Annotated in this window: 24 protein-coding genes and 1 pseudogene; 13 read left to right on the top strand and 12 right to left on the bottom strand. The window is 69.8% G+C overall.

From position 1 onward, the window contains the following. Positions 1-123: 123 nt before the first annotated feature. Positions 124-729, bottom strand: a complete 606-nt coding sequence (locus ACFQ7F_RS16500; RefSeq protein WP_383270909.1) for a hypothetical protein — start codon at positions 727-729, stop codon at positions 124-126. After that, a complete protein-coding gene (locus ACFQ7F_RS16495; protein ID WP_383270907.1) occupies positions 726-1,376 on the bottom strand; it encodes a hypothetical protein in 651 nt (216 codons plus the stop codon). Before ACFQ7F_RS16495 ends, ACFQ7F_RS16500 begins: the two co-directional genes overlap by 4 nt. A gap of 297 nt (positions 1,377-1,673) precedes the next feature. On the opposite strand from ACFQ7F_RS16495, the gene ACFQ7F_RS16490 reads away from it, so the two are divergent. Next, positions 1,674-3,104 carry a helix-turn-helix domain-containing protein gene (locus ACFQ7F_RS16490; RefSeq protein ID WP_383270906.1) on the top strand — a complete coding sequence of 477 codons (1,431 nt, stop codon included), beginning with the start codon at positions 1,674-1,676 and terminating at the stop codon, positions 3,102-3,104. Between the two features lie 6 nt (positions 3,105-3,110). Here ACFQ7F_RS16490 and ACFQ7F_RS16485 read toward each other — a convergent pair whose 3' ends face one another. Continuing rightward, on the bottom strand, positions 3,111-4,133 hold the full coding sequence (locus ACFQ7F_RS16485; protein ID WP_383270904.1) for an Lrp/AsnC family transcriptional regulator: 1,023 nt from the start codon (positions 4,131-4,133) through the stop codon (positions 3,111-3,113). 92 nt (positions 4,134-4,225) lie between these two features. Here ACFQ7F_RS16485 and ACFQ7F_RS16480 point away from each other — a divergent pair, with 92 nt between their 5' ends. From ACFQ7F_RS16480 to ACFQ7F_RS16455, 6 genes are all read left to right on the top strand, one after another. After that, the gene (locus ACFQ7F_RS16480; RefSeq protein ID WP_383270903.1) at positions 4,226-5,518 is read left to right on the top strand and encodes an amidohydrolase family protein; all 1,293 of its coding nucleotides are present in this window, start codon (positions 4,226-4,228) and stop codon (positions 5,516-5,518) included. Continuing rightward, positions 5,515-7,137 (top strand): AbgT family transporter, encoded by a 1,623-nt coding sequence (locus tag ACFQ7F_RS16475; protein WP_383270902.1) that lies wholly within the window; start codon positions 5,515-5,517, stop codon positions 7,135-7,137. The genes ACFQ7F_RS16480 and ACFQ7F_RS16475 overlap by 4 nt, the downstream gene beginning before the upstream one ends. A gap of 171 nt (positions 7,138-7,308) precedes the next feature. Next, positions 7,309-8,154 carry an LLM class flavin-dependent oxidoreductase gene (locus tag ACFQ7F_RS16470; RefSeq protein ID WP_383270900.1) on the top strand — a complete coding sequence of 282 codons (846 nt, stop codon included), beginning with the start codon at positions 7,309-7,311 and terminating at the stop codon, positions 8,152-8,154. A gap of 188 nt (positions 8,155-8,342) precedes the next feature. Beyond that, a complete protein-coding gene (locus tag ACFQ7F_RS16465; RefSeq protein WP_383270898.1) occupies positions 8,343-9,635 on the top strand; it encodes a P-loop NTPase fold protein in 1,293 nt (430 codons plus the stop codon). After that, positions 9,625-11,424: an Hsp70 family protein gene (locus ACFQ7F_RS16460; RefSeq protein WP_383270896.1), complete on the top strand. Its 1,800-nt coding sequence runs from the start codon at positions 9,625-9,627 to the stop codon at positions 11,422-11,424. Before ACFQ7F_RS16465 ends, ACFQ7F_RS16460 begins: the two co-directional genes overlap by 11 nt. 46 nt (positions 11,425-11,470) lie before the next feature. After that, entirely contained in the window at positions 11,471-12,277 is an 807-nt protein-coding gene (locus tag ACFQ7F_RS16455; RefSeq protein ID WP_383270894.1) for a trypsin-like peptidase domain-containing protein, read from the top strand. A gap of 36 nt (positions 12,278-12,313) precedes the next feature. On the opposite strand, the gene ACFQ7F_RS16450 is transcribed toward ACFQ7F_RS16455, so the two are convergent. After that, positions 12,314-13,216: a helix-turn-helix domain-containing protein gene (locus ACFQ7F_RS16450; RefSeq protein ID WP_383270892.1), complete on the bottom strand. Its 903-nt coding sequence runs from the start codon at positions 13,214-13,216 to the stop codon at positions 12,314-12,316. A gap of 118 nt (positions 13,217-13,334) precedes the next feature. On the opposite strand from ACFQ7F_RS16450, the gene ACFQ7F_RS16445 reads away from it, so the two are divergent. Genes ACFQ7F_RS16445 through ACFQ7F_RS16430 form a run of 4 tightly spaced genes read left to right on the top strand, consistent with a single transcriptional unit; the run spans position 13,335 to position 16,591 of the window. Next, entirely contained in the window at positions 13,335-13,931 is a 597-nt protein-coding gene (locus tag ACFQ7F_RS16445; RefSeq protein WP_383270890.1) for a non-oxidative hydroxyarylic acid decarboxylases subunit B, read from the top strand. A 46-nt stretch (positions 13,932-13,977) separates the two neighbouring features. Next, entirely contained in the window at positions 13,978-15,405 is a 1,428-nt protein-coding gene (locus tag ACFQ7F_RS16440; protein WP_383270888.1) for a non-oxidative hydroxyarylic acid decarboxylases subunit C, read from the top strand. A gap of 34 nt (positions 15,406-15,439) precedes the next feature. Next, positions 15,440-15,685 carry a non-oxidative hydroxyarylic acid decarboxylases subunit D gene (locus ACFQ7F_RS16435; RefSeq protein ID WP_383270886.1) on the top strand — a complete coding sequence of 82 codons (246 nt, stop codon included), beginning with the start codon at positions 15,440-15,442 and terminating at the stop codon, positions 15,683-15,685. 39 nt (positions 15,686-15,724) lie between these two features. Continuing rightward, positions 15,725-16,591: an LLM class flavin-dependent oxidoreductase gene (locus ACFQ7F_RS16430; RefSeq protein WP_383270884.1), complete on the top strand. Its 867-nt coding sequence runs from the start codon at positions 15,725-15,727 to the stop codon at positions 16,589-16,591. A 1-nt stretch (position 16,592) separates the two neighbouring features. On the opposite strand, the gene ACFQ7F_RS16425 is transcribed toward ACFQ7F_RS16430, so the two are convergent. Beyond that, on the bottom strand, positions 16,593-17,219 hold the full coding sequence (locus tag ACFQ7F_RS16425; RefSeq protein WP_383270882.1) for a maleylpyruvate isomerase family mycothiol-dependent enzyme: 627 nt from the start codon (positions 17,217-17,219) through the stop codon (positions 16,593-16,595). A gap of 164 nt (positions 17,220-17,383) precedes the next feature. Between ACFQ7F_RS16425 and ACFQ7F_RS16420 the strand changes: the two are divergent. Further along, positions 17,384-17,791: pseudogene (locus ACFQ7F_RS16420) on the top strand (YciI family protein); the annotation flags it as partial. A gap of 10 nt (positions 17,792-17,801) precedes the next feature. After that, positions 17,802-18,950 carry an RNA polymerase sigma factor gene (locus ACFQ7F_RS16415; RefSeq protein ID WP_383270881.1) on the top strand — a complete coding sequence of 383 codons (1,149 nt, stop codon included), beginning with the start codon at positions 17,802-17,804 and terminating at the stop codon, positions 18,948-18,950. A 147-nt stretch (positions 18,951-19,097) separates the two neighbouring features. On the opposite strand, the gene ACFQ7F_RS16410 is transcribed toward ACFQ7F_RS16415, so the two are convergent. From ACFQ7F_RS16410 to ACFQ7F_RS16380, 7 genes are all read right to left on the bottom strand, one after another. Then, the gene (locus ACFQ7F_RS16410) at positions 19,098-19,712 is read right to left on the bottom strand and encodes a chemotaxis protein CheB (RefSeq protein WP_383270879.1); all 615 of its coding nucleotides are present in this window, start codon (positions 19,710-19,712) and stop codon (positions 19,098-19,100) included. Positions 19,713-19,790: 78 nt separating this feature from the next. Continuing rightward, the gene (locus ACFQ7F_RS16405; protein ID WP_383270877.1) at positions 19,791-20,582 is read right to left on the bottom strand and encodes an inositol monophosphatase family protein; all 792 of its coding nucleotides are present in this window, start codon (positions 20,580-20,582) and stop codon (positions 19,791-19,793) included. Positions 20,583-20,692: 110 nt separating this feature from the next. Further along, positions 20,693-21,403 (bottom strand): hypothetical protein, encoded by a 711-nt coding sequence (locus tag ACFQ7F_RS16400; protein ID WP_383270875.1) that lies wholly within the window; start codon positions 21,401-21,403, stop codon positions 20,693-20,695. A gap of 201 nt (positions 21,404-21,604) precedes the next feature. Further along, on the bottom strand, positions 21,605-22,831 hold the full coding sequence (locus tag ACFQ7F_RS16395; protein WP_383270874.1) for a MalY/PatB family protein: 1,227 nt from the start codon (positions 22,829-22,831) through the stop codon (positions 21,605-21,607). A 79-nt stretch (positions 22,832-22,910) separates the two neighbouring features. After that, positions 22,911-23,957, bottom strand: coding sequence for an iron-siderophore ABC transporter substrate-binding protein (locus tag ACFQ7F_RS16390; protein ID WP_383270873.1), 1,047 nt, complete (start codon positions 23,955-23,957; stop codon positions 22,911-22,913). Positions 23,958-24,031: 74 nt separating this feature from the next. Continuing rightward, the gene (locus tag ACFQ7F_RS16385; RefSeq protein WP_383270915.1) at positions 24,032-24,835 is read right to left on the bottom strand and encodes an ABC transporter ATP-binding protein; all 804 of its coding nucleotides are present in this window, start codon (positions 24,833-24,835) and stop codon (positions 24,032-24,034) included. 29 nt (positions 24,836-24,864) lie between these two features. After that, positions 24,865-25,932, bottom strand: coding sequence for a FecCD family ABC transporter permease (locus tag ACFQ7F_RS16380; protein ID WP_383270914.1), 1,068 nt, complete (start codon positions 25,930-25,932; stop codon positions 24,865-24,867). Positions 25,933-25,942 lie beyond the last annotated feature (10 nt).

The following is a 25,942-nucleotide window of genomic DNA, read 5'->3' as shown; positions in this document are numbered from 1 at the left end:
CGATGGCCGGGCTCCCGGCGCGCCCCTACCGCGGAGGAGATTCACCACACAGACGGAGCCCCGGCCCGGGCCGGCGCTCCCTTGTTCTGTGTGGTGCTTGTCAACAGCTGTACCTGCCAACTGCTATGCGGCAGCGGCGCTCTGCGGAATCACCCACGCCGGGTCCCGGGGCTCCACCTTGTTGGCGAAGGCCACGAGCTGGGCGTACGCGGCCAGGTCGGCCATCGCGGACTGGATCCGCGGCAGCGCGGTGTCCGCCGCCGGGTCGTCGATCCGCTCCAGCCAGCGACTGATCAGCGCCGCCACCGCGAGAGTGCGCTCACGCATGTCGTGGCAGATGCCGAGCGGGCCGCCCGTCAGGGCCTGACGGGTGTACGCCTGCCACAGCTCGGCCGAGTGCGGCACCTCGCCGAGGCTGATGCCCGAGCGGTAGAGCCGGTCGTAGTCGAGCCTGCTGTACCAGGCGGCGGTCTCCTCGGTGAGGGTGCCCGTCGCGAGGATGTCGGCCACCTGGGTCAGCATCCGGGCGGCGTTGCCGAGCCGGTCACGTGCCGCCGCCGCGTACACAGCGGAAGCGGCAAGGCCGTCGCCGTGCTCGGCGAGTTCGAGAGCCCGGCACAGTTCACTGGTGGCCGCGGTCAGTTCGGTCCCCGCCGCCTGCGCGAGCTGCTTCTTGTCGCGCAGATCCTCCTCGCTGAGGGCGAGGAGCTTGTTGCATACTGCGCTCATATCCTGTTGCTCCTTTCCTGTCCGGCGCCGGCGACGGCGCCGGGGGTCATACCGAGGATGTTGATGACGGCCAGCGTCTGGCCGTAGATCCGGATGCGGTCGAACGCGGTGAGCAACTGCCAGGCCACACGCTGCCAGTCGGCGGGCCCCGCTTCGGCGGCCTGGGCCGCGAAGCCGTCGAGCTCCGACGAGAACCCGGTCAGCTCGGTCACGAAGTGGCCGTACGCCGCCTCGTCCCCGCCCTCTTCGTAGCGCCGGGCGACGGCCTCGACGGCTGCCTGGTCCAGCTGGACCAGGTCCGCGTCGCGGGCGGCGCCGAGCGTCTCGCGCACCGGGATGCTCCCGCCGCCCGCGACACGCAGCCGCTCGTCGTGGACCGGGTAGAAGCCCAGTTCCTGGGCGACGCGGTGCGAGGTGCGGTACTCCACCAGTGCGGCCCGGACGGCGGCGGCAGCACAGCGCACCCGAAGGGCGGCCTGACGCACGTCGTTGAGCTCCAGGTCGGAGTGCATCAGGTGAAGCTCACTGCCCGCCCGCATGAAGTGGGCCGAGCCGGTGGCGATGGGACCGTCCACGCGCTCGTACAGCGACTGGTCGGCCACGCTGCCGTCAGGCAGGCTGGGGGCTTTGTTGCAGACCCTACTCATATAGGTCGTGCCTCCTTGGTTGTCCTATGTCGGTCGTGCGATGTTGCGACGCCCGGCATCCGGCGTCCGACGGGAAACCGCACCAAACCGGTGGACGGCATTCCACGAATGTCGTAGTGACAGCCGGTGCGATGCCCGATGGCCGGTACGCGGGATCCGAGCGGTAGAGGGATGCTCGCAGCGCGTCCCGGGGGGCGATCCTCGAAATCGGGCACCGCCGGACAGGTCCGGATGGCCTCGGCCAGGCGACGGTCACACGGGGTCGCCCGGCGCGGGCCGGTGCGGAGGACGCGAACCATGCCAGTGGGTACGGGGGCGGCGGGACACTCGCCGGACGGGGAACTGCGGCAGGCGGCAGCAGACGTCGGCCCGGTCGGATCCGTGGACACGGCCGACGCACTGGCCGCGCTGCTGCGGCAGTTGCGCAGGCGCGCCGCGCGCAGGAACGGGGGCGCCCAGCTCACCTACCGTCAGCTGGCGGCGCGAACGGGCTGGGCACACGGGGTGATCGGCGACTACTTCGCGGGCAAGACCCTTCCGCCGACGGAGCGTTTCGACACCCTCGTCCAGTTGCTCGGAGCCACCGGCCACGAGCTGCGACTCCTTGCGACGGCCCGCGACCGGGTGGAGGAAGCACGTCGCTCCCGCACGGCAGCGGGCGGCCGCACGGGCCCGCCCGGCACGGACGGTGCCGGTTGCCTGCCGCCCGTCCCTCGCCAGTTGCCCGCGGACATCCCCGAACTCCCCGGCCGGACAGGGGAACTGGACGCGCTCGACGTGCTCCGTCCCGCGCCACGGGGCGGCGGCCCCCTCGTGGTCGCACTCGACGGCCCCGGCGGCGTCGGAAAGTCGGCGCTCGCCGTGCACGCGGCCCATCGGCTCGCCGAGCGGTTCCCCGACGGTCAGCTCTACGCGGACCTGCGGGGCTCACGCCGAGACGAGCATCCCGTCCCGCCCGCTGTCGTCCTCAGGCGGTTCCTCTCGGCGCTGGGTGCGCCGAGGCCGTATCCAGGCAGCGAGGCGGACGCGGCGGCGGGTTACCGCACGCTGCTCACCGAGCGTCGGGTGCTGATCGTCCTCGACAACGCCCTGGACGCGGCCCAGGTACGTTCCCTGCTGCCCGCGGCGCACGGCTGCACCGTCCTCGTCACCAGCCGCGGTGTCCTCGCCGCCCTGAACGGCACCGTCCACCTCCACCTCACGCCCCTGCCACCCCCGGCGTCCGTGGCGGTGCTCGGCCTCTGGGCGGGATCGGGGCGGCTGACCGCCGAACGCGGCGCCGCCGAGGCGATCGCGCGGCACTGCGGTCACCTGCCCCTGGCGCTGCGCATCGCGGGCGCCCGCCTGGCGGCACGCCCCCGGTGGCCGGTGCGGGAACTCGCCGACCGGCTCGCCGACCCCGCGCGCCGCCTTGCGGAACTGTCCTTCGCGGATCTGGACATGTACGCGGCCCTGGAGGCGGGCCACCGGGAGCTGCTGGCCCGCGGCCCCAGCGGCCGGGCAGCGGCTCTCGCGCTGCCTCTCCTTGCGTCGGGGCAGGGGGAGTTGACGGTGGCTCAGGCAGCGGTGACGACCGGCGGGGCGTCGGCGGCGACCGAGGCGATCCTGGAGCAGCTGGTCGACGTGCAGTTCCTGGAGTCCTGGGCCCCGGGCCGCTACCGCTTCCACCCGCTCACCCGTCTGTTCGCCCTGCACTCTGGGCTTCAGACTGCGGCCCCGGATCGATGAACACCGTCAAGCATCCCAGTAGTTGAGCGGCGCCGACCCGACGCTGTGCCCGCGGCGGTCAAGGACCCGTCCCGCGTGCTTGACCGTGCGCAGCACCACGGCGCGCTCCGTGATCCGCAGATCCAGGTGGGCGAGGCGGCTGTTGAGCAGTGCTTCGGTGGTGTGGACCTCGGACAGGTCCGGCAGCCAGATGTCGAGCATCAGATTGTGCGCGCCCGCCGTGATGCTGCACATGCGCAGACCGGGCAGGGTGCGCAGTGCGCTCACCGTCTCATCGAGATGCTGGGCGGGCACCGAGCCGAAGTAGACGACGGAGACCGGGAAGCCGGTCAGCGGCCGGGCAAGAGCGCAGCGCAGCGAGAGCCGCCCGGTGTCGGTCAGGACGCGCAGCCGGCGCCTGACGGTCGCGGCGGATGCGCCGACGGTTTCGGCCAGGTCCGTCAGGGGCATCCGGCCGTCGGCGCCGAGCGCGAGGGCGATCCGGCGGTCGAGGGGCCGCAGCGGTTCGGCGGGCAGCGCGGGCCGCTCCACGGCGAGCGCGGTCCGCTGCTGCCGGGTGAGACTGCGCAGCCGCCACGAGGCCCCTTCGAAGGGCGCCGCGGTGATGACATGGCTGCGCACGGCGCGTACCCCCGGCAGCTGCGACACCCGCTCGCCGGAGAGCCGGGCGAGGCCGTCGAGGTCGACGGCAGCGACGATCGCGAGCAGATCACGCTCGCCCGAGGTCTGCTTGAGGCTCAGTACATAGGGGTCGCGGGCGAGCTGCCCGATGGTGTCCTCGCTCAGCCGCCCGCCCATGTCGATCTCGACCTGGGCGTAGACACCCTCGTCGTGGCCGGGGGACAGATAGCCGTCGACCCAGGCGATGCCCGCGCGCACCATGCGGTCCCAGCGGCGGGCGACCGTCACCGCGTCGACCTCCAGGACCTCGCCCACCCGTACCCAAGGCACCCGGGGCTGGATCTGCAGGGCGTGCACGATGGCCAGATCCAGCTCGTCCAGGGGATGTGGCTGCTGCCGTGTGTCCATGAGAGGTGCCAAATCCTGCGTGGAAGCCGATGTAGTGAAGGATTCCGGCGATTTTACACAGCTGTGATCCCTGATACCGAGGATCGTCGGCCATGAGCCACGAACAGTTCTCCTCCCTGCGCATCATCCGGGCCCGTCTTGTCGACGGCACCGGCGCGGACCCCGTGACGGACGCCGTCATCGACATCGACGAGGACGGCACGATCGTCCACGCCGGACCGGCAGCCACGGCTCCGGAGGCCCCCGCCAGGGCCAGGACCGTGGACGCGGCAGGCCGCACGGTCCTGCCGGGATTCATCGACACCCATGTCCACCTCGCCATCGAATCTCCCCGGCAGATGGTCCGCCGGCACGAGAGCGACCAGACCCTGGAGACGTTCCGCACCGCCGAGCGGCTGCGCATCACCCTGGAGGCGGGCATCACCACCGCCCGTGACCTGGGCGGTCTCCAGGCCGGCTACCGGGACGCGGTCGCGGCGGGCCTGACCACAGGGCCCCGGCTGCACACGGCGGTCCGCATCCTCAGCCACACCGGAGGCCACGCTGACTTCCGCTCGGAGTGCGGCTTCGACCCCAGCGCCGGCGTGGGCGAGATCGCCGACACCCCGGACGAGGTACGCGTTGCGGTGCGCCGCCTGCTCCGCTCCGGCGCCGACGTGATCAAACTCTGCGCGACCGGCGGGATGAGCAGTCCCTACGACCAGCCCGACGACGAGGGTCTGACCGTCGAGGAGATCCGTACGGTCGTCGACGAGGTGGCCCGGCACGGCGGCCGCCCCGTGGCGGCCCACGCACAGGGCACCGCGGGCATCGTCAACGCGATCCGCGGCGGCGTGAGCAGCGTCGAGCACGGCTACGGCCTCACCGCGCAGGCGCGTGAACTGGCCGGCGAGAACGGCACGTTCGTGGTGCCGACCCTGTCGACGGTGTTCGACGGCATCGACCGCTCGACCATGCAGCCCTTCCACTACGAGAAGAAGATCCGCTGGTCCGGCATCACCCGGGAGAACATCGCGGCGGCCATCTCCGACGGCGTGCGGATCGCGATGGGCACCGACGCGGCGATGGTGCCGCACGGCCGCAACCTGCGCGAGCTCTCCCACCTCGTGTCACTCGGCATGACCCCGGCCCGGGCCATCGAGACGGGCACCCGCAGCGCCGCCGAACTCCTGGGCCTCTCCGCGGAGATCGGCACTCTGGAGACCGGCAAGCACGGCGACCTGGTGATGTGCGACGGGGATCCGCTCGCGGACATCTCGCTCCTTTCCGACCCGGCGCGCGTCGTGCTCGTCGCCCAGCGCGGCGCCGTACGCAAGGACACGCTCGGCCTGGCACAGGCCCGCCCCGCGGTGAGCGGCGCGCCATCAGAAGGAGCCACCGGATGAGCACCTCGGTCACCTCCGCGAAGACGCCGCCGGGCGGGCCGCCCAAGCGGTCCGTGCTCGACAAGGTCATGAACGGCATCGAGCGCGCGGGCAACAAACTGCCCCACCCGGTGCTGCTCTTCCTCGGCCTTTTCCTGATCATCGGCACGGTCTCGACGGCCCTCGCCGCCACCGACGCCACCGTCACGGTGCCGGGCGAGGACGAGACACTCGCGGTCAAGGGCCTGTTCAGCGGCGAGGGCGTGCGCTGGCTGCTCGAGAACTTCATCCCGAACTTCACCGGCTTCCCCTCGCTCGGCACCGTCCTGCTGATGATGGCCGCGGTCGGCGTGGCCGAGAAGACGGGCCTCCTCGAGACGGCCGTACGCGCCTCCATCGCGCGGGCCCCCAGGCGGCTGCTTCCCTACCTGGTCGCCTTCGTGGCCTGTCAGGCGCACCTGATGAGCGATGTGGCGATCCTGGTCATCCCGCCGCTGGCCGCACTCGCCTTCAAGAACGCGGGCCGCAACCCGATCGCCGGTCTCATCGGCGGCTTCGCCTGCACCTGCGCGGGCTACGCCGCGGGCTTCTCGATCGGCGCGCTCGACGCGCTCTACACCGGCATCACGCATCAGGCCGCCGCGGTCGTGCCCAGCGGCGAGAGCGCCCCCACGCACATCCTCATCAACTACTTCTACACGGCGGCGGCCAGCTGCGTGCTCGCCCTGATCGGCGGGTTCCTGATCTCGCGCGTCCTGGAGCCCCGGCTGCCCCAGCCGGACCCGGACGCCGAAGCTGAGGCTGAGGCTGAGGAGGAGAGCCGGGCCGAGGGTGAGGCAGGCACGGACGCGGCGGGGACCACGCGCCCCTCCGTCATCGTCACCGCCAGGCAGCGCACGGGCCTGCTGCGCTCAGGTCTCGCCGTCCTGCTCTACGCAGCCGTCGTGGTCACCTGTTGGCTGCTGCCGGGCTCCCCGTTGCGCGGCGAGGGCGGTGCGCTGGTCCCGTCGCCGGTCCTCGACGGCATCGTGCCGCTGCTGTTCGTCGCGTTCGTCCTCGCCGGCGTCGTCTACGGCCGTACCGTCGGCACGCTCAAGCGTGCCGAGGACGCTCCCCGCATGATGGCCGAATCGATCACCGGAATGTCCGGCTACATCGTGCTGATCCTGGTGATCTCCCAGGTCATCGGCGTGTTCGACTGGTCCAACGTCGGCACGCTGCTCGCGGTGAACGGCGCGAACCTCCTGGAGTCCGCGGGCCTCACCGGCTTCACGGGCCTGGTCCTGTTCGTCCTCCTGGTCTGCGTCCTGAACCTGTTCGTCACCTCGGGCTCGGCCCTGTGGTCCCTGGTCGCGCCGGTCTTCGTCCCGGCGTTCCTGCTCCTCGGCATGGAACCCGCCGTCACCCAGGCGGCGTTCCGGATCGGTGACTCCGCGACCCAGATGATCACGCCGCTCAATCCGTACGTCTTCCTGATGCTGACGATCCTGCGCCGCTACGAACCCGGGGCGCAGCTCGGCACGGTCCTGTCACGCCTCTCGGTGTTCGTGGTCCCGTTCCTGATCGCCTGGCTCGCGGTACTCGGCCTCTTCTACGGCCTGGATCTGCCGCTCGGCCCCGGCGCTGACATCCACCGCTGATCCGGGGACGGCACGAATCTGCTTGTCCCACCGAACCGGACAACTCTAGAGTGGAAGCACTTCGACGAGACGTTCCCCGGAAGCACGCCGCAGAGCGAGAGCGTCCCACCTCACTGAGGTGCCGAAGGGGCGGCAGCCTACTTTGTCGACCCTTCTTCGGAGGTCTCCGTCATGAACGTCGGTATCGGTCTGCCCATCGGCGACCCTGCCACCCTGCTCACCTGGGCCCAGCGCGCTGATGCGGGTCCCTTCAGCACGCTCGGCCTGCTCGACCGCCTCGTCTACGACAATCCCGAACCCCTGGTGGCGCTCGCCCTTCTCGCGGGTGCCACCTCGCGGATCCGCGTCCAGACCGAGGTCCTGCTCGCCCCGCTGCGCGACACCGCCCTCCTCGCCAAACAAGCCGCCACCTTGGACCAGATGTCCGGTGGCCGCCTGGTCCTCGGCCTGGGTGTCGGCGGCCGGGACGACGACCACCAGGTCACGGGTATCGACATGCGCACCCGAGGGCGGCGCCTGGACGAGCAGATGGCGGTCATGCGCCGCCTGTGGTCCGGCGAGCCGTACGGGGACGGCGTCGGCCCGATCGGCCCCGCGCCCGCCCGCCCCGGCGGCCCCGAGGTGCTCTTCGGCGGCTTCAAGCCCGCCGCGATCGAACGCGTCGCACGCTGGGGCGACGGCTTCCTCGCCGCCGCGCCGCCTTCCTGGGCAGGCGGACTGTTCGACACGGCCCGCAAGTTCTGGAAGGAGTACGACCGCGACGGCGAACCGCGCATCGTCGCGCAGATCAACGTCGCGCTCGGCCCCGAAGATGTGGTCCATGACGCCCAGACGAACATGCACGCCTATTACGCCTTCAGCGGCATGGCCGACCGTATGGTCGCCGGGCTGTGCACCACACGGGCCGAGATCCGCGAGGCGATCGCCGGTTTCACCGACCTCGGCGCCGACGAGGTGATGCTCTACTGCTACGGCCTCGACCCGAACCAGGTGGACCGCATCGCCGAGCTCCTGTGACGGTGCGATGACGGGTATCTGACCGTCCGCGAACCCCGGCCTCCCGGCGATCTCCTTCGCCGGGGGGCTGTTGTGCTGTTTTCCGGCAAATCCCTCTCGCCGCATGGCCCGCCGGAGGACTATGAGTGACCTGCCGATGGCACTCGGTCGCACAGGCCCGAGGCCGTATGGCGGCTCGGAGGGGGACCATGCTGCTGCCCGACAACCCGATTTCAGGTCCGGACGGAGACCGTTTCGGGTTCAGTACCCACGCCAAGGTGCTCTGCGACGCGATCGCGTCCGCCGATGACCTGCCGCTGACCATCGGGGTCTTTGGGCCCTGGGGGATGGGCAAGTCGAGTTTCATGAAGGTCTGCGAAGGTCTGTTGAGGGCTCGTGGCACCCGGACCGTCTGGTTCAACCCCTGGAAGTACGACCAGAAGGACGAGATCTGGCACGCCCTCATCCAGACCGTGCTCTCCGAGATCGCCCACGACCTCGACAGGCGAAGGGAGTCGGGCGAGGAGACTCTGCAGGAGCGGCTCGTGAAGGCCCTGGACACCGTCAAGCGGCTGAGCGAGGCGGCGGCCTGGTTACTGGCCCGCCGGGTAGCGGGCCCCCTGACGGCGGGACTCCTGGCCTCCGAGGACGTGGACGCCGTTCAGACGGCTCTCACCGCACCGGGCGTGGACACGTACTTGCACGTCAACCGCTTTGAACATGACTTCAAGGACGTCGTGAGCACGTACACGGACGGCGGTCGGCTCGTCCTGTTCATCGACGACTTGGACCGCTGCACCGAGGACGCGGCAATCACTGTGCTCGACTCGCTGAAGCTCTTTCTGGGAGAGGGGCCCTGCGTCTTCGTCCTCGCCATGGACTATCAGGTCGTTGCGGAGGCGGCAGCCAGACGGTTCGACAGCGAACGTACGGACGGGGCGCGCGGGCGGCAGTACCTGGAAAAGCTGATTCACTTCCCGTTCCATCTGCCAGGGATTCCGTTCGAGGCCCTGCACCAACACCTCTACGACAAAGTCACCGACCCATCGCTGACGGGCTCGCGTGAGCTCTGGGAGCTCATTGAGGTCGCCTTCTCGGCCAATCCGCGACGCGTGCGTCGCTTCGTCAACGGTCTGAACCATACGGCCCTGACACTCCATCAACACGACGAACCTCCGGAGCGCGAACGGCTGTTGCACGCTGGAACTCTGCTCGCGTTCCAGATCAAGCACCCGGACTTCTTCTCCGCCCTCCAGGGCGACCCCGGCGTCTGGGCGCGATTCGACGAGGCCGAGTTCACCAAGTCCGAACTCGGCGGCGGGGATGCGGAGCTCGCCAGGAACAACCCTGGGGTACGGCGTCTTATCGCGGCTGTGTCGTCGAGGCGTACGGGCTTCGACTTCCCTCCGCCGCCCTCGCCCACCGCGATCAGGTTGCTGACCGAGGTACTGACAGTGGCCGGGGGACCGGCCGGTGACGAGGGGGTGGCTCGTGGCGGGTGACGTGGCCCCCGGCGTTCAGTACGCGGTCGGCCTGGACCTCGGGGACGGAGAGAGCTCCCTGTGTTGGCTGCCGACCCGCGGCCGGAGCGACGCACGTGTCTACAGCAGGGGGACGGACGGAACCGCCATCGTCACGGCCCTGGGACGCGAACGCCGGAGTCAGGGCGGATACCGCGATGTCATCGGCGAAGCGGCCGTGCTGGCGCAGAACAGCGTGCACTTCAGCGTCAACTTCAAGACCCGCCCCGACCCGACGGGCCTGGAGATCCCGCGAGCCGTGCAGTTCGCCCAGATCCTCCTGGCCGAATACTTCTCCCGGCACCCCGAAGTCAGGCGGGACTGCGTGGTGTACGTCGGCCACCCCACGGGCTGGGACGCCGAATCGGTGGCGGCGTACCTCAGGCATTTCTCGTCCATCGATCTGCCCGTACGGCTCGTGGCGGAGTCTCAGTCCGCGCTCGTTCACGTCAGGGACCGAAGGGCCGGACGGCGTGAAACACGCGGGCTCAACCGGGTCCTGGTCGTCGACATCGGCTCCTCCACGACCGACTTCACGTTCGTCGACGATTTGATCCCACGGAACCTTCAGGTGGGCGCCGACCTGGGCTGCGCGGCGATCGACCAGGATCTCGCCGACATGGTGCGGGAGGCGTTCGCGAGAAACGAGAAGTTCACCCAGGCACTTGACGAGGACGGCTCGGACGAAATGCTGCGGCTCCTGTGCCGTCGGGCGAAGGAAGCGCAGTTCACGGGTACCGATGTGCGCCTCCAAGAGCTCCAGGCCGGCTGTGACACCCGGTTCGCCCCGTTCATGAGCCTCTCCTTGGGCTGGCTCAGGGGGGTGGACATCCCGCGGCGTGTGGTGCGCGGCCGCGGCGGCTGGGCCGAGCGCTTCGCGGGCGTTCTGGCGGAGGTGCACGACTTGCTCGGCGAGGTGCAGCCCGAGCTGCTCGTGATCACGGGCGGCGGTTCACGCATGCCGGTGGCACGCCAACTGTGTCTCGAAGCATTCCCGGAAGCTGCTGTCGAGAACGACGCGGAACCTTCCCTGTCCGTGACGCGGGGGCTCGCAAGCGTCGGACGGCATCGCGTCAACGTGGCACGGTTCCGGCACGACATTCTGGCCCTCAAGGACCGGCCGGAGTTCGAGGAGAAGATCCGAGACGGTCTGCTCGACGCGTTCGAACAGGCCAGGGCCACTCTTTTGGCCCGCCTGTTGGAGAGAGCCGACGACGTGGGCGGCGACGAACAGGACGAGCAGGACATCGACGCACTCATCCGTAGGTTCACCGGGATGGATCAGGTGCTCGCCGGCCTGCGCGCACGGCTCAACGCCGAACTCACCCCCATGGCATTGGACATCTGCCGCTCGTACGACATCCGGGACGACCAATTCACCCTGGACATCGTCCTGCCCGGCATCATCGGCACCGCCATCAGCGCGCGTATCCGTCCCATGTGGCGCACGCTGCGCGCCGCCCAGACCGTGCTCAAGGGGTTCCAGAACATGGGAGCGCTCAGCATCTACGGGGTGAAGTTCGTGACGCGGGGCTCGAGATTCTTCGCGAAACTGGGTATCGCGGGAGCCATCGTCGCCGTCGCGCTGGGTCTCCCGAAAGCAACCGAAGCGGGCGCCCGCCAGCTCATACGTACGACGCTGCAGAACGCGCGGCTCGACCCCGCCGAGGTGACCGACGTGGTCACACACGTGGCCGAGCAGATCACCGCGCAGATGGACCGGCGCGTCCAGGAGGTGGAGCGTTTCGTCTCCGACACGACCGGGCTCTGAGAGCCCGAGGCAAGCCAGTGCCCTTGCACCTGCTCCGGAGGGGCTCATGCGACTGAGCACGGCGAGGCAGAGGGCGAGCGACTTCAAGGCGGGCGGGGGCCCCCTCACATTGGTCGCCGCCGGCGTCATCGCGGGACTGGCGCCCCTGCTGCGGCTGGACACCTGGGTATCGCCGGCCGCCGCGGTGGTGGCCGTACTGTCCGGCATCAACGTGATCCGCAGCGAGGTGCTTGCACCCGCGCGGTCCAGGGCCGTCGCGCGGGCCGTACGGCCTCTCCATGTCGGCGCGGACGAGGAGGGGAGCACATACCGCCCGGCTGCGAATGCCCTGCAGATCGCCGCAGGGGTGTGGGTGGCTCCTGCCCACGTGCTGTACGAGGGGGGCCACTACCAAGTCGTGCTGCCCGACGGTGCCGCCGTCGTGCTGCGCCCGCTCCATCGCCATGGCGACCACGACATCGCCGTGTTCGGTTCGGGCGTCGACTGGCCATGGACGGCGAGACCACAGTGGGGCCCGCCTGAGCCGGGCGAGCGGATCACGATGGTGGGGTGGCTGGTCGGCAGCAGCGTGGCGACCGTACGGGCGGCGACCGACCTCACCGCTCAGGAGAGCCAGACCGCCGGGATGATCACCATGATCGGTCCTGCGCCACCGGCGGGCTCGTCGGGCTCGGCGCTCATCGCCGCCCACAGCGGACGGGTGATCGGCATCCTCACCGGTGTCGGGGCACTCGACCGGCGGCAGAACGCCCCTGCGGCAGGCGACACCGGCATGGTCATCGGCGTGCTGCTCGCGGCTCTTCCGGTCCGGTTCCGCTCGCGGGCAGCGGCTTTGGAGTCACCGCCGAGCTGACGCGGACGAAGTCATGGGGGAGGAGCCGGTCGCTGTTCAGGCGGAGCCGAAAGGCACCTGCCCCAGCGCCCGCGCGCGGAACGCGGCCGGAGTCGTGCCCGTCCGCAGACGGAAGAACTTGTTGAAGTCACTCGCGTCCGCGAACCCCAGCCTCCCGGCGACCTCCTTCGCCGGGAGGCTGCTGTGCTGCAGGAGGCGTTTGGCCTCCAGAAGCACCCGCTCGTCGACGAACTTCTTCGCACTGGCGCCGGTGACGGCCAGCGTCGACCGGGAAAGGGTGCGCGGGCTGTAGCCAAGGGCGGCCGCGTAGTCCTCCACTCGCCGTGTCACCGCGTGGTCGCGCTCCACCGCGTCGTGAAAACGCCGGAACACCTCGCTCACCGGGCCCTGCAAGGGTGCCGCGCCCCGCACCGCCGCCAGGCGCAGCACAAGGACGGACACCAGGTGCCTCACCACTTCGACATGTGAGTCCAGCGGGAGCGAGGCCATCGCGTCGTACTCGTACGTGAGATGGTCCAGGGCCCGCTGCAGCGCCTGCGCCTGCTCGCCCTCGGGCACAAGGGGCTGCTGCTCGTAGGGGGGATCCATATGCGCGGCCGCCACGGTCGCGGGCGGCAGGAATCCGGGCTGGAACAGGACGATCACTCCGTCCGCTGCGGCCAGATCCCGGCCGAACCGCTGCACCTGGCCCGCCCGGATCCACAGCCAGGACCCGGGCGGCAGATCGTGCTCGACGAAGTCCACCGCCATCCGCAGCGGCCGCGAGCGGACCGCGATCAGCTGATGGAAGGCGGGGCGCAACGACGCGTACGGGTCGTTGCCGTGCCGCCGCGAGCGCTCATAGAGGCCCCCGAGGTCGACCACCTCCACGCCGGTGGGCGCACCCACCGCCGCCGTGTAATCCAGGTCCCTGACATCAGGGTGTCCGTTTTTCCCCATCGCGAGTCCCGAGCGTACCGCCAGCCCGCCGCATCTGCCTCCTAGCGTGGAAACAACGGGTGCGCAGGAGTAAAAGCGCAGGTCATGTTGGTGTTATCTGGGTGCTAGGAGTGGGCGAGTGCGGCTGATCGTGGGAATGACCGGGGCGACCGGAGCAGCCATCGGCGTGCGGCTCCTGGAGAATTTGGCCCAGCTGCCGGACGTCGAGACCCATCTCGTCCTGTCCCGCTGGGCCCGCACCACCATCGAGCTCGAGACGGGCCTCTCGGTCGCCGAGGTGAGCGCGCTCGCCGATGTCACCCACCATCCCGACGACCAGGGCGCCACCATCTCCTCCGGTTCGTTCCGCACCGACGGCATGGTGATCGTGCCCTGCTCGATGAAGACGCTTGCCGGGATCCGCGCCGGATACGCGGAGGGTCTGGTGGCCCGCGCCGCCGACGTCGTACTCAAGGAGCGTCGCAGGCTCGTCCTCGTGCCGCGTGAGACGCCGCTGAGCGAGATCCACCTGGAGAACATGCTCGCTCTGGCCCGGCAGGGCGTGCAGATGGTGCCGCCGATGCCCGCCTTCTACAACCACCCGGCGACCGTCGACGACATCGTCGATCACATCACCGCCCGCGTCCTCGACCAGTTCGACCTGCCCGCGCCCGCCGCCAAGCGCTGGGAAGGCATGCGCGCCGCCCGCGCCGCCCAGTTGCGGACCGCCTCCTGAACCTCGCGGCCCCCCTGAAGTCCCCGCACCCTCCAAGGAGTTACTCATGGCCCACGACGATCTGCGCAGTTTTCTCGACACCCTCAAGAAGGAGGGCCAGCTCCTGCACCTCACCGAAGAGGTGCTGCCCGAGCCGGACCTGGCCGCGGCCGCCAACGCCACGGGCCGCATCGGCGAGAACGCGCCCGCCCTGTACTTCGACAACGTCAAGGGCTTCACCGACGCCCGTATCGCCATGAACGTGCACGGCTCCTGGGCCAACCACGCCCTGGCCCTCGGCCTGCCCAGGAACACCCCGGTCAAGGAGCAGGTGGAGGCCTTCGCCGCCCGCTGGGACGCCTTCCCCGTCGCTCCCGAACGCCGCGAGGACGCCCCTTGGCGCGAGAACACCCAGGAGGGAGAGGACGTCGACCTCTTCTCCGTCCTGCCCCTCTTCCGCCTCAACGACGGCGACGGCGGCTTCTACCTCGACAAGGCCGCCGTCGTCTCCCGCGACCCCGAGGACCCGGAGAACTTCGGCAAGCAGAACGTCGGCACGTACCGCATCGAGGTCATCGGCACCGACCGCCTCGCCTTCCAGCCCGTCCCCATGCACGACATCGCCCAACACCTGCGCAAGGCCGAGGAGTCGGGCGAGGACCTGCCCGTCGCCATCACGCTCGGCAACGACCCCGTGATGACGATCGTGGCCGGGATGCCGATGGCGTACGACCAGAGCGAGTACGAGATGGCCGGCGCCCTGCGCGGTGCGCCCGCGCCCATCGCCACCGCGCCGCTGACCGGCTTCGACGTGCCGTGGGGGAGCGAGGTCGTCATCGAGGGTGTCATCGAGTCCCGCAAGCGCCAGATCGAGGGCCCCTTCGGCGAGTTCACCGGCCACTACTCCGGCGGCCGCCGCATGCCCGTCATCCGCGTCGACCGTGTCTCCTACCGTACGAACCCGGTCTTCGAGTCGCTCTACCTGGGCATGCCGTGGACCGAGGTCGACTACCTGGTGGGCCCCAACACCTGCGTCCCCCTGCTCAAGCAACTGCGCGCCGAATACCCCGAGGTGCAGGCGGTCAACGCCATGTACACGCACGGCCTGATGGTCATCATCTCGACGGCCAAGCGCTACGGCGGCTTCGCCAAGGCCGTCGGCATGCGGGCGATGACCACGCCCCACGGCCTGGGATACGTGGCCCAGGTGATCCTCGTCGACGAGGACGTCGACCCCTTCAACCTGCCGCAGGTCATGTGGGCCATGTCCGCCAAGGTCAACCCCAAGGACGACGTCGTCGTCATCCCCAACCTGTCCGTCCTGGAGCTCGCACCCGCGGCCCAGCCGGCCGGCATCACCAGCAAGATGATCATCGATGCGACGACCCCGGTCGCTCCCGACGTACGCGGCAACTTCTCCACCCCGGCGAAGGACCTGCCCGAGACGAAGGAGTGGGCGACGAAACTCCAGCAGCTCATCGCGGCCCGCCACTGACCCCCTGCTCCCGCCTCCGGAAGGAAACCCGGCCATGACCGAGACCGACCCCCCGACCATCTGCCCGCGCTGCGCCTTCGAGACGATCGACCGGCTCGCGACCTCGCCCGTGCCCGGCGTCTGGGACGTCCTGCAGTGCCGTCAGTGCCTCTACAGCTGGCGCACCACCGAGCCCGCCCGCCGCACTCGACGCGACGCCTATCCCGAGCAGTTCAGGATGACGGTCGCCGACATCGAGAACGCGATCGAGGTACCGGCCGTACCGCCGTTGCTCCGGTAACCGGTTGCCGGTCCCGGCCGCGTGCAGCAGGATGCGGGGATGCGCTTCTCGGTCAACATTCCGAACTTCGGCGACTTCGCCGATCCCAGGACCGTGGCGAAGGTGGCCGTGGCGGCGGAACAGGCCGGGTGGGACGGGCTGTTCGTCTGGGACCACGTGCTGCATCGCAAGCACGCGGGCAGGCCCTTCGGGGATCCCTGGATGCTGCTGACCGCCGCCGCCCTCGCGACCTCCCGGATCAGGCTCGGCACGCTGGTCACCCCGGTCGCCCGGCGGCGCCCGCAACAACTCGCCCGCCAGGTGGCGACCCTGGACGTCCTCAGCGGCGGCCGGGTCACCTTCGGCGCGGGCCTCGGCGGGCCCGTCGAGGACGAGTACGCGAGCTTCGGTGACACCTCGGACCCGAAGGTCCTTGCCGAGCGCCTTGACGAGGGCCTGGACCTGCTCCAGCGCTACTGGTCGGGCGAGCCGGTGAACCACGAGGGACGGCATTACCAGGCACGGGACGTCACGTTGCTGCCGGCCACGGTGCAGCGCCCCCGGCCGCCGATCTGGGTCGCGGGATTCTGGCCGAACCGCCCGCCGATGCGCCGGGCGGCCCGCTGGGACGGCGCGGTCCCCCTGTTCGCCGACGCCAAGCACGGCCACCTGCCACCCATCGATCAGGTCCGCGACCTGGTGGCATACGTGCACAAGCAACGCGAAGACCGGTCAGACGCCCCCTTCGACATCGTCCTCGGCGGTGCCACACCGGGCGACGACGCCGCCAGGACCCGTGACCTGATCGGCCCGGCGGCCGAGGCGGGAGCCACGTGGTGGGACGAGCGGCAGATCCAGACGAGCGAAGGCCTTGACCGGCTCACACCGGTGCTGCGCCGCGTCGAGCAAGGCCCGCCGGTCTTGTGAGTCAGGCGGCCGTCCTCAACGCGGCCACTCCCGGCCCGTCGAGCTCATCCAGTGCTTCCCGTCGCCCGGACACGGCCAGAAGCAGGGAGAGCGCGGTCCCGCGCACCTCCGGACCTTCCCCGATCGACAGGTCGACGTCCGTCGCGGCAAGCCGGAGACCGGCCACCCGCTCCTTGGCCCCGCCGAAGGACGCCGCGGTACGAACCTGTAGCCGCAGCGATCTGACAACAGCCTCCGGCCGGTAGGCGTGGGTGATCCCCAGGGGCCGCCGGATGTCCTCACCGTGGACAACCTCCTCGACGAGCCGGGTGTCGAGGGGCGCCGGAGGACCCGACCTGCGCGACGCCACCTGACGCAGTCGCTCCAAGGTCTCCTGCGGTGAGGCACCGCGTTCGCGCTCCACCCCGCGCGCGTTCTGACGGTCGAAGTCGAAACGTGCGCGGACCATGGCACTCACGAAACCGAGACGTGTCGTGCGAGCGGTGTCGACCAGATGGGCCACCACGTCGTGCACCGTCCACGCGCCACACAGCGACGCCTGATCCCACTGCTGGTCGTCCAGACGCGTGAGGTCCTCGATCAGCGCCGCGCGCTCCGCGTGCACCAGCGACCAGACATCATCGTTCACGGCTGTTCCTTTGCTCGATCCCAGTGTCCGACATCTGACAGGGGAGACCCGAAGCACGGCAGGAACTCATCGCGAGGCGGACGGCGATCGAGAACCTGTGACCGGCTCCGTCCCTGCGATGAATGCGACCACAATGGGTCGCACCAGCACGGAGGAGAGACACGATGGCCAAGTACCTGCTGCTCAAGCACTACCGCGGCGCCCCCGCTCCGGTGAACGACGTCCCCATGGACCAGTGGACGCCGGAGGAGATCTCGGCCCACGTGCAGTACATGAGCGACTTCGCGGACCGGCTCGTGGAGACCGGAGAGTTCATCGACAGTCAGGGACTCGCCCCCGAAGGGACGTTCGTCCAATACGACGGCGAGGGGCGCCCGCCAGTCACCGACGGCCCGTTCGCCGAGACCAAGGACCTCATCGCCGGCTGGATGGTGATCGACGTCGACACTTACGAGCGCGCCGTCGAGCTGGCCGGGGAACTCTCGGCCGCACCTGGGGCTGGCGGCAAGCCCATCCACGAGTGGCTCGAACTGCGCCCGTTCCTGGCGGCGACGCCCACCATCACGGAGTGTGACCTCATCCATGAACGACGCCCTGCTCCGAAGCCTCACTCCGGGAGTGCTCGGGATCCTCGTCCGCCGCGGAGCTGACTTCGCGGCGGCCGAGGACGCCGTACAGGACGCGCTGATCGAGGCGGTCCGCGTCTGGCCGGCCGACCAGCCGCGGGACCCGAAGGGCTGGCTGGTCACCGTGGCCTGGCGCAAGTTCCTCGACGCGACCCGCGCGGACACCGCCCGTCGCCGACGCGAGGACCGTGTCGACGAGGAGCCGGCGCCCGGGCCCGCGCCCTCGGCGGACGACACGCTCCAGCTCTACTTCCTGTGCACCCACCCTTCGCTGACGCCGTCGTCCGCGGTCGCGCTCACGCTGCGCGCCGTCGGTGGTCTCACCACCCGCCAGATCGCCCAGGCATACCTGGTCCCCGAGGCGACGATGGCGCAGCGCATCAGCCGGGCCAAGCGCACCGTCTCCGGCGTGCGCTTCGACAAGCCCGGCGATGTCGCCACCGTGCTGCGCGTCCTCTACCTGGTCTTCAACGAGGGTTACTCCGGCGACGTCGACCTCGCCGCCGAGGCCATCCGGCTCACCCGGCAGCTCGCGGCCGCGACCGACCACCCCGAGGTGGCGGGGCTGCTCGCCCTCATGCTGCTCCACCACGCCCGGCGCGCCGCCCGGACCGCCCCCGACGGCAGCCTGGTGCCGCTCGCCGAGCAGGACCGCGGCCGGTGGGACACCCAGGCGATCGCCGAGGGCGTCGGGATCCTCCAGTCGGCTCTCGCCCGCGACCGCCTCGGCGAGTTCCAGGCCCAGGCCGCCATCGCGGCGCTCCACGCCGACGCGCCCACCGCCGAGGAGACCGACTGGGTGCAGATCGTCGAGTGGTACGACGAACTCACGCGCCTCACCGAAAGCCCGATCGTCCGGCTCAACCGCGCGGTGGCCGTGGGCGAGGCCGACGGACCGCGCGCCGGGCTCACGGCACTCGCCGCCCTTGACGACTCACTGCCCCGCTACACCGCTGTAGCGGCGTATCTCCACGAGCGGGACGGCGACCTCGCGACGGCGGCACGGCTGTACGCCGAGGCGGCACCCAAGGCACCCAACCTCGCCGAGCGCGACCACCTGACGCGCCAGGCAGCCCGTCTCAACGCCCCTCCCCGGTCTCGCTGACGGGTCAGGTTGTGCCGTGACCAGGGGCTAGCCGCGCACCGCGGCCAGGCACTCGTCGTACAGACCGCTCCAGGGCCCGCTCGCGGCTGTCGTGCAGGGCCAGTACGCCCCTGACGGGCAGTCACCCACCGGTACTCGACGGAGAGCTCAGGAGCTGCGGGCCGGGTCCGGGTGCAGGAGCTGACGGATGAGGGGTGCGATGCCCTCGGCGGGGCGTACGAAATCGACCTGGCCGGTCTCGATGGCGGATTTGGGCATCCCCTGGAATGCCGCTGTCGCGGGGTCTTCCACAATGACGATGCCGCCGCGACTCTTGACCACTTCGACTCCCCGGGCGCCGTCGCCGTCGGATCCGGTGAGCACACAAGCGATGATCAGCGGCCCGTAGACCTGCGAGGCCGACTCGAAGAGCGGGTCGGCGGCCGGGCGTGCGTAGTTGACCGGATCTTCCTTGGACAGGGACAACATGCCGTCCGTCTCCACACACAGATGGTGGTCGGGCGGTGCGATATACACACTTCCCGCGCTCGGGCGCTCGCCGCCTTCGGCCAGTTTGACGTGAAGACCGGTGCAGGGCGACAGGATGGGGACGATGCGTGTCTCGCGGGAGCGGCGCAGATGCTGGGCCACCAGCACGGATGCCGGGAGCCCGGCGTCCAGGCCACCCAACAGCGTTCGCAGGCCCTCGACGCCTCCGGCGGAGGAGGCCACCACCACGATCGCTCGGCGGCCGTCGGACTCGTGTGGATGCCTGCTGTTCACGCGAGGACCCTAGCCCGGCCGCCACCCCTTTGTGAGCCATCACGGCCGGGGCGGACTTGAGTGTCGGCGACCGACAAGTCAGTTGCGGATCAACGACATCAGCGACTGGTGGGTCTCACCGTCCGCGGCCACTACAAGTCCGCGGCCCGTACGCCCGATCGGTTCGCCGTCGATCCCGGTGACCACGCAGCCGGCGGCCCGGCACAGAGCGATGCCCGCAGCGAAATGCACGCTCCCTGATAGGTCGCCGCCATCCGTGACGTAGGCCGCGCGCTTGCCGGCGGCGACCCAGGCCAACGCCAGGGTCGTGGACACGACACGCGGCCGGAACCGTTCCACGAACCGTTGCTGGGCCAGCAGGTCCACGGCCCGGAAGCCTGGTGCGCCGGGGAACGGCGGATCCAGATTGACATCCACGAGTTGGGTGGCCGATGTGGGTGCCAGCCGGGCATCGGCGCCTGCGCTCCGCACCCAGGCGGTCTCACCGTCGGTGAAGAAGACCTCGCCGCTGAAGGGGTCGGCCACCGCCGCCGCACCGCCGCGCAGCGCTACGTTGACGGCCACCAACATGTTGCCGACGGCGTAGTTCAGCGTGCCGCACAGGGGATCAACCAGCCACTGGCGTGCGGCCTCCGCGCCCCCCTGCTGCCCGCCCTCCTCGCCGAGCACGGCATCATCGGGCCGAGCGGCACGAATGACGCCGACGATCGCCTTCTCGGCCTTCACGTCGGCGTCGGTCGCGAAGTCCCCGGCGCCCTTGTCGATGCGGGCCAGCCGCTGACCGTACATGTCGCGCACCACGTCCGCGCCGGCACGTGCCGCCGCTATCGCGACACCGGCATCACCAAGGCCCGCATGTGTGTTGATCATGCCGCGCAGAATATCGGCCGCCTCTGCGACTGCGCCGACATACGAACCGTCTCCGCACCGGCGCAGCATCGGCGAGCACCTGTTCGAGGTGCTCGCCGATGCGGTGGGGTTCAGCTGGTGGCGGGCTCCGGCTGCGGTGCGGCGGCCGACTCGGCCGGGGCGGTTGTGGTGTAGAAGACGGAGGAGCCCTGCTTGGTGCGGTGGGCGCGGCCCTTGGCGACCAGGCCTTCCACCGTGGTGCGTACGACGGTGGTCTTGATGGTGCGCTCGGGGCGGGCCTGGGTGAGCGCGGTGGTGATCTCGGCGGCGGAGCGCGGTTCGCTCTGCTGGCCGAGGTGGCTGTGGATCAGTTCGACCAGCGACGGCCCGGCTGCCGGCGCGGTCGCCTTCTTCGCGGCGGCCTTGGGCGCACTCTTGGCCGGCTTGTCCTGAGCCGTGGCCTGCACCTTTTCCTGCGCCTTGTTCTCAGCCTTGTCCTGGGTCTTGTCCTTGCCCTTGGCCGTGGGCTTGGTCTTGGTGGCCGTGGGCTTCTTTGTTCGGGCGGCACTTGAATTGTTCGCACTCGCCCGTGGGGCGGGTACCGCCTTGTTGCGAGGTGACGCCTTCTTGGCGGCGGCTGCCGGAGCGGCGGGGGAGCCCAGTGCCTGCTGCATGCTCAGCAACACCGCGTGGTCGCTCTCCAGGGCCTGCAACTGCTCCTGCAGCGCTGCCACATCGACCCCGACGCGTTCTTGTTCCTTACGGTTGGTTTCCAGGTCCGCGGCTACTTGAGCGGCGTACTGGGCCTGCACTCCGGCAGTTTCGGTCTTGATGTCTGACATCGCGGTGACCTTTTCGTGGGCGCACGCAGTCGTGCGGATGGCGGGGCGTGCTCACGACTGAGCACTTCTGGTGAGGGCGCATCTGTTTGCACCCCTGAATGCTGACTGCCCAACCTGCAACAGCAGTAACTCATGTGCGGTTAGCGAAGGTTACGTGCTGGCGTCCGCGGGCGGATGCATTGGGTGAAGATTTTGGCTTGGTCAGCGCCAACGGCTGCCGCTTGTTGGCCTTTCGGTGACGGCCGAAGCCATGCGCAGGACCGCCTCGGTGAGCACATCGGACGAGGCGGCCAGGTTGAGACGGACGAAGCCCTCGCCGCCGGTTCCGAAGGCTTTCCCGGAGCTCAGAGCGACGCGGCCGCGCTGCAGGAAAGCTTCGGCCGGGTCGTCTCCCAGGCCGAGTTCCCGGCAGTCCAGCCAGGAAAGGAACGTGCCCTGCGCGGGCGTGTAGCCGATGCCGGGCAGGTGTTCGCACAGGAGAGCGGCCAGCAGCCGACGGTTGTCGTCGAGGCCGCGGAGCAGTGCGTCGAGCCAGTCACCTCCGTCCCGCAGAGCCGCCGTGTGGGCGATGATGCCGAGATGACTGGGGCCGTGGCTGACCTCTTCGGGCATGCGGGCGAGGTCGTCGGCGGCTTCGGGGCCCGCGATGGCGAGGGCGGCCTTGAGCCCGGCCAGGTTCCAGGCTTTCGACGCCGACATCAGCGACAGCCCGTTCTCCGCTCCCGGCACACTCAGGAAGGGCACGAAGGATGCGCCCGTCGCCACGATCGGGGCGTGTATCTCGTCCACCACCACGCGTACGCCATGCTCGCGCGCCAGGTGCGCGACCCGCGTCAACTCGGCGGCGGTGTGCACGGTCCCGGTCGGGTTGTGCGGGCTGCACAGCAGATACACCGGCCGGTTCACGCCCTGCGCCGAACCCCGTACCGCACGCCTGAACGCGTCCTCCAGCGCGGCGAAGTCGATCCGCAGATCCGCACCCAGGGGTGACTCGACGACGGTCCGGTCCAGGTTCCCGACGAACTGATAGAAGGGCGGGTACACAGGACAGTTGACGATGACGGAGTCACCCGGCGCGGAGACCAGCTTGAGCATCTCGACGACGCCGAGCATCACGTCGGGCACGATCGCCGTGCGCTCGACAGCAAGGCCGTCCCAGCCCCACCGCTTGTGGGCAAACTCGGCCAGCGCCTCGGCGTAGGCCGTCCCGGCGGGGTAGCCGGTGTCACCGAGCGCCACGGCATCGGTTATCGCCTCGGCGACAGGCTCCGCGAGCGGGACATCCATCTCGGCCACCCACAGCGGCAGTACGTCGTGCGGATAGGTTCGCCACTTCATGCTCGTACGACATCGCAGTTGTTCCAGCGAGAGCCGGCTCAGCGGGTTCGTGCCGTTCGGCACGACGGGATCACGCGACACATTCTCCATACGTCAAAAGTAGGCAAGCTCATGGGGATTCCTGCCTACTTCGACGCGATCAGATGTCAGCCCAGGTTGTACGGCGTGATCAGCGCAGCGCCTTTGCGAACTCGGGGACGACCTTGTCCAGGGCGTAGGAGACGGAGAGGACCGAGTCGGTGGCGAAGGCGGAGCTGAGCGTCGAGTTCGGGTCGAAGACGACGTCATGCCCGGCCTTGACGGCAGGGATCTCCTTGTAGAGCGGGTCGTTCTCGATCTTCGACTTGGGGATGCCGATCGGCGACATGACCACCAGGTCGGAGTCGAGCATGTCGAGGCTCTCGCGGGAGACCGTGACGGAGAAGGACTTGCCCGCCTTGGCGTCGACCTTGGGGTTGTTCTTGAAGCCGAGCCGCTCCAGGAAGTTGACACGTCCGCCACCCGTCACATAGGCGCCGTAACCGACGCTGGTGCGCGCGCCGGAGGTGGCGGTCCTGCCCTTGAACTCGGGGTGCTGCGCGGTGGCGGCCTTGAACTTCTTCTCCGTCTTGGCAATCAGCTCTTTGCCCTTGTCGTGGAGTCCGAGCGAGTCCGCGACCATCTTGGTCTGCGTCTCCCAGTTGGTCAGGTACTGCTCGCCGCCCTTGGGCACGCCGATGGTGGGTGCGAGATTGCTCAGGGTGTCGTAACGCTTCTGGTCGCCGCTGGACTTGGTGTCCAGGATCAGATCGGGCTTGAGGGAGGCGATCTTCTCGTACTCAGGCTCCAGCGTGCCGATCTTGGTCGGGCTCTTCTTGTACAGGCCCTTCGCCCACGGCCCGACACCGTCACCGCCGAAGGCGAGCCAGTCGCTTGCGCCCACGGGCTGGACGCCGAGGGCGAGCGCGGTCTCCGCGTCTCCCCAACCGAGCGCCACTACGCGCTGCGGCTTCTTCTTCACGGAGATCTCGCCGAACTTCGTGGCGACCTTCACCGGGAAGCCCGCCGTCGAGGCGGCTGCATCGCCCCCGTCGTCCTTGGAGGACGAGCACGCGGTCAGACCACCGGTGAGGGCGAGCGCCGCCACGAGCGCGGCGGCGGAGTTCCGACGGGAGGAACGAACGGAGAGGGGGCCACGCGAGGCCCGCGTGAACAGCGACTTGACACGTAGGGACATGAAGTTAGGGTACCCTAAGTTGATCGGTGAATGGAATGCAATATTCCGGTCTACCAGTCACAGGTCGCGTACGGTCAGCCCACTCGGTGACGGCCGATGGGGACGATGAGCGGCGTGCCCGAGACCGGGTCGGCGACCAGCGAAGAGCGCATCCCGAAAGCCTCGTTGACCAGTTCCTCGGTGACGACATCCCGCGGCGTCCCCTCGGCGATGACGTGGCCGTCCCGCATCGCGACAAGGTGGTCGGCATAGCGGCAGGCCAGGTTCAGGTCGTGCAGGACCACCACGATCGTGGTGCCGTGCTCCTGATTGAGGTCGACCAGGAGGTCGAGCACGTCCAGCTGGTGGCTCACGTCCAGATAGGTGGTCGGTTCGTCGAGCAGGAGGATGTCCGTGCGCTGGGCCAGCGCCATGGCGATCCACACGCGCTGGCGCTGGCCGCCCGACAGCTCGTCCACCGGACGCCCTGCCAGGTCCAGGACATCCGTGGCGAGCAGCGCGTCGGCGACGGCCGCATCGTCCTCGGCGGTCCAGTGCCTGAACCAGCCCTGGTGCGGATACCTGCCGCGGCCCACGAGGTCGCTCACGGTGATGCCGTCGGGTGCCACAGGCGTCTGGGGCAGGATGCCGAGGCGCGCGGCGACCTCGCGGGTCGGCATCGTGTGAATGCTGCGTCCGTCAAGGAGCGCACTGCCGGACGTCGGGGTGAGCAGCCGGGCCATGGCGCGCAGCAGCGTCGACTTCCCGCAGGCATTGGGGCCGACGATCATGGTGATGCTGCCGGGCGGGATGTCCAGGCTCAGGCCGTGGACCACTTCGCGGCCGTCGTAGCCGAGGTGGATGTCCCGTGTGCCCAGGGTGTGTCCGCCGGCGCCCATGTTCTCGTCCTTCTGTTCGTCTGCCACCGTCATCCGGCCCTTCCCGTGCGATTGGCGCGGGCCAGCAACCACAGCAGGTAGGGGGCCCCGATCAGACTCGTGACCACGCCGACCGGGAACTGGCTCGACCACAGCAGGTGTTGGGCGGCGAAGTCGGCAGCCGTCACCAGCAGCGCGCCGGTCAGCGCGGCGGGCACAAGCGCGGCACTCGAGCCCGGCACAAGACGCCGGGCCACCGGCGCCGACACGAACGCGACGAACGCGACCGGTCCCGCCGCCGCCGTGGCGACCCCTGTCAGTGCGACCGCACAGCCGAGCAGCGCGAGTCGGCTGCGGCCCACGCGGGTACCGAGCCCGGCCGCTGTCTCTTCGCCGAGTTGCAGCGGGCCGAGGTCACGCGCGGCGACAGCGGTCAGGGGCAGCAGGACCACGAGCGCGCCGAGCAGCGGCCAGACCTGCTCCAGGGTGCTGCCGTTGAGGCTGCCGGTGAGCCACACGAGCGCGTTCTGCGCCTCGGTCACCTCGGAGTTGGTGAGCAGGTACGAAGTGACGCTGGAGAGCCCCGCGCCGATGCCGATGCCGACAAGCACGAATCGCTGACCGGACACATTGCGGCGCCAGGCGAAGGCGTAGATGACGGCGGCACTCAGGAGCGCGCCGCCGAGCGCGGCGGCGGACAGGGCGATGCCGCTCACCGCGAAGCCGAGCGAGGCAAGGACGGCGGCGGCGCTCGCGCCCTGGCTGATGCCGATCACGTCAGGGCTGGCCAGCGGATTGCGCAGCAACGCCTGGAAGATCGCCCCGCCGAGGCCGAAGGCGACCCCGACGAGCAGGCCGAGCAGCACACGCGGCAGCCGTAGCTCCACGACGATGAAATGCGTGCTGGGATCGCCGGCGCCGGTCAGTGCGCCGATCACGTCGCCGAGCGGCACGGACATGTCGCCGAAGCTCAGCGCGGCACCGAACACGGCCGCGGTCGCCGCGAGAAGAACCAACTGGACCAGTACCAGGCGTGCGCGGCGGGCCCGTCGCACGGCATGAATACGGCTCACTGCCTCGGCCCGCGACACATCGCTCCGGGCACCGGCCACGGCCACACCCGCCTTC

Source organism: Streptomyces sp. NPDC056486, assembly GCF_042795295.1.
GTDB lineage: Bacteria > Actinomycetota > Actinomycetes > Streptomycetales > Streptomycetaceae > Streptomyces.
Note: the sequence above shows the minus strand (reverse complement) of the source record. Positions and strands in the feature narration are given on the sequence as shown.

Coding starts and splice junctions, on each gene's coding strand:
- ACFQ7F_RS16500 (WP_383270909.1), bottom strand. CDS start 729: ATGAGCGCAGTATGCAACAAGCTCCTCGCCCTCAGCGAGGAGGATCTG.
- ACFQ7F_RS16495 (WP_383270907.1), bottom strand. CDS start 1,376: ATGAGTAGGGTCTGCAACAAAGCCCCCAGCCTGCCTGACGGCAGCGTG.
- ACFQ7F_RS16490 (WP_383270906.1), top strand. CDS start 1,674: ATGCCAGTGGGTACGGGGGCGGCGGGACACTCGCCGGACGGGGAACTG.
- ACFQ7F_RS16485 (WP_383270904.1), bottom strand. CDS start 4,133: ATGGACACACGGCAGCAGCCACATCCCCTGGACGAGCTGGATCTGGCC.
- ACFQ7F_RS16480 (WP_383270903.1), top strand. CDS start 4,226: ATGAGCCACGAACAGTTCTCCTCCCTGCGCATCATCCGGGCCCGTCTT.
- ACFQ7F_RS16475 (WP_383270902.1), top strand. CDS start 5,515: ATGAGCACCTCGGTCACCTCCGCGAAGACGCCGCCGGGCGGGCCGCCC.
- ACFQ7F_RS16470 (WP_383270900.1), top strand. CDS start 7,309: ATGAACGTCGGTATCGGTCTGCCCATCGGCGACCCTGCCACCCTGCTC.
- ACFQ7F_RS16465 (WP_383270898.1), top strand. CDS start 8,343: ATGCTGCTGCCCGACAACCCGATTTCAGGTCCGGACGGAGACCGTTTC.
- ACFQ7F_RS16455 (WP_383270894.1), top strand. CDS start 11,471: ATGCGACTGAGCACGGCGAGGCAGAGGGCGAGCGACTTCAAGGCGGGC.
- ACFQ7F_RS16450 (WP_383270892.1), bottom strand. CDS start 13,216: ATGGGGAAAAACGGACACCCTGATGTCAGGGACCTGGATTACACGGCG.
- ACFQ7F_RS16440 (WP_383270888.1), top strand. CDS start 13,978: ATGGCCCACGACGATCTGCGCAGTTTTCTCGACACCCTCAAGAAGGAG.
- ACFQ7F_RS16435 (WP_383270886.1), top strand. CDS start 15,440: ATGACCGAGACCGACCCCCCGACCATCTGCCCGCGCTGCGCCTTCGAG.
- ACFQ7F_RS16430 (WP_383270884.1), top strand. CDS start 15,725: ATGCGCTTCTCGGTCAACATTCCGAACTTCGGCGACTTCGCCGATCCC.
- ACFQ7F_RS16415 (WP_383270881.1), top strand. CDS start 17,802: ATGAACGACGCCCTGCTCCGAAGCCTCACTCCGGGAGTGCTCGGGATC.
- ACFQ7F_RS16405 (WP_383270877.1), bottom strand. CDS start 20,582: ATGATCAACACACATGCGGGCCTTGGTGATGCCGGTGTCGCGATAGCG.
- ACFQ7F_RS16400 (WP_383270875.1), bottom strand. CDS start 21,403: ATGTCAGACATCAAGACCGAAACTGCCGGAGTGCAGGCCCAGTACGCC.
- ACFQ7F_RS16395 (WP_383270874.1), bottom strand. CDS start 22,831: ATGGAGAATGTGTCGCGTGATCCCGTCGTGCCGAACGGCACGAACCCG.
- ACFQ7F_RS16390 (WP_383270873.1), bottom strand. CDS start 23,957: ATGTCCCTACGTGTCAAGTCGCTGTTCACGCGGGCCTCGCGTGGCCCC.
- ACFQ7F_RS16385 (WP_383270915.1), bottom strand. CDS start 24,835: ATGGGCGCCGGCGGACACACCCTGGGCACACGGGACATCCACCTCGGC.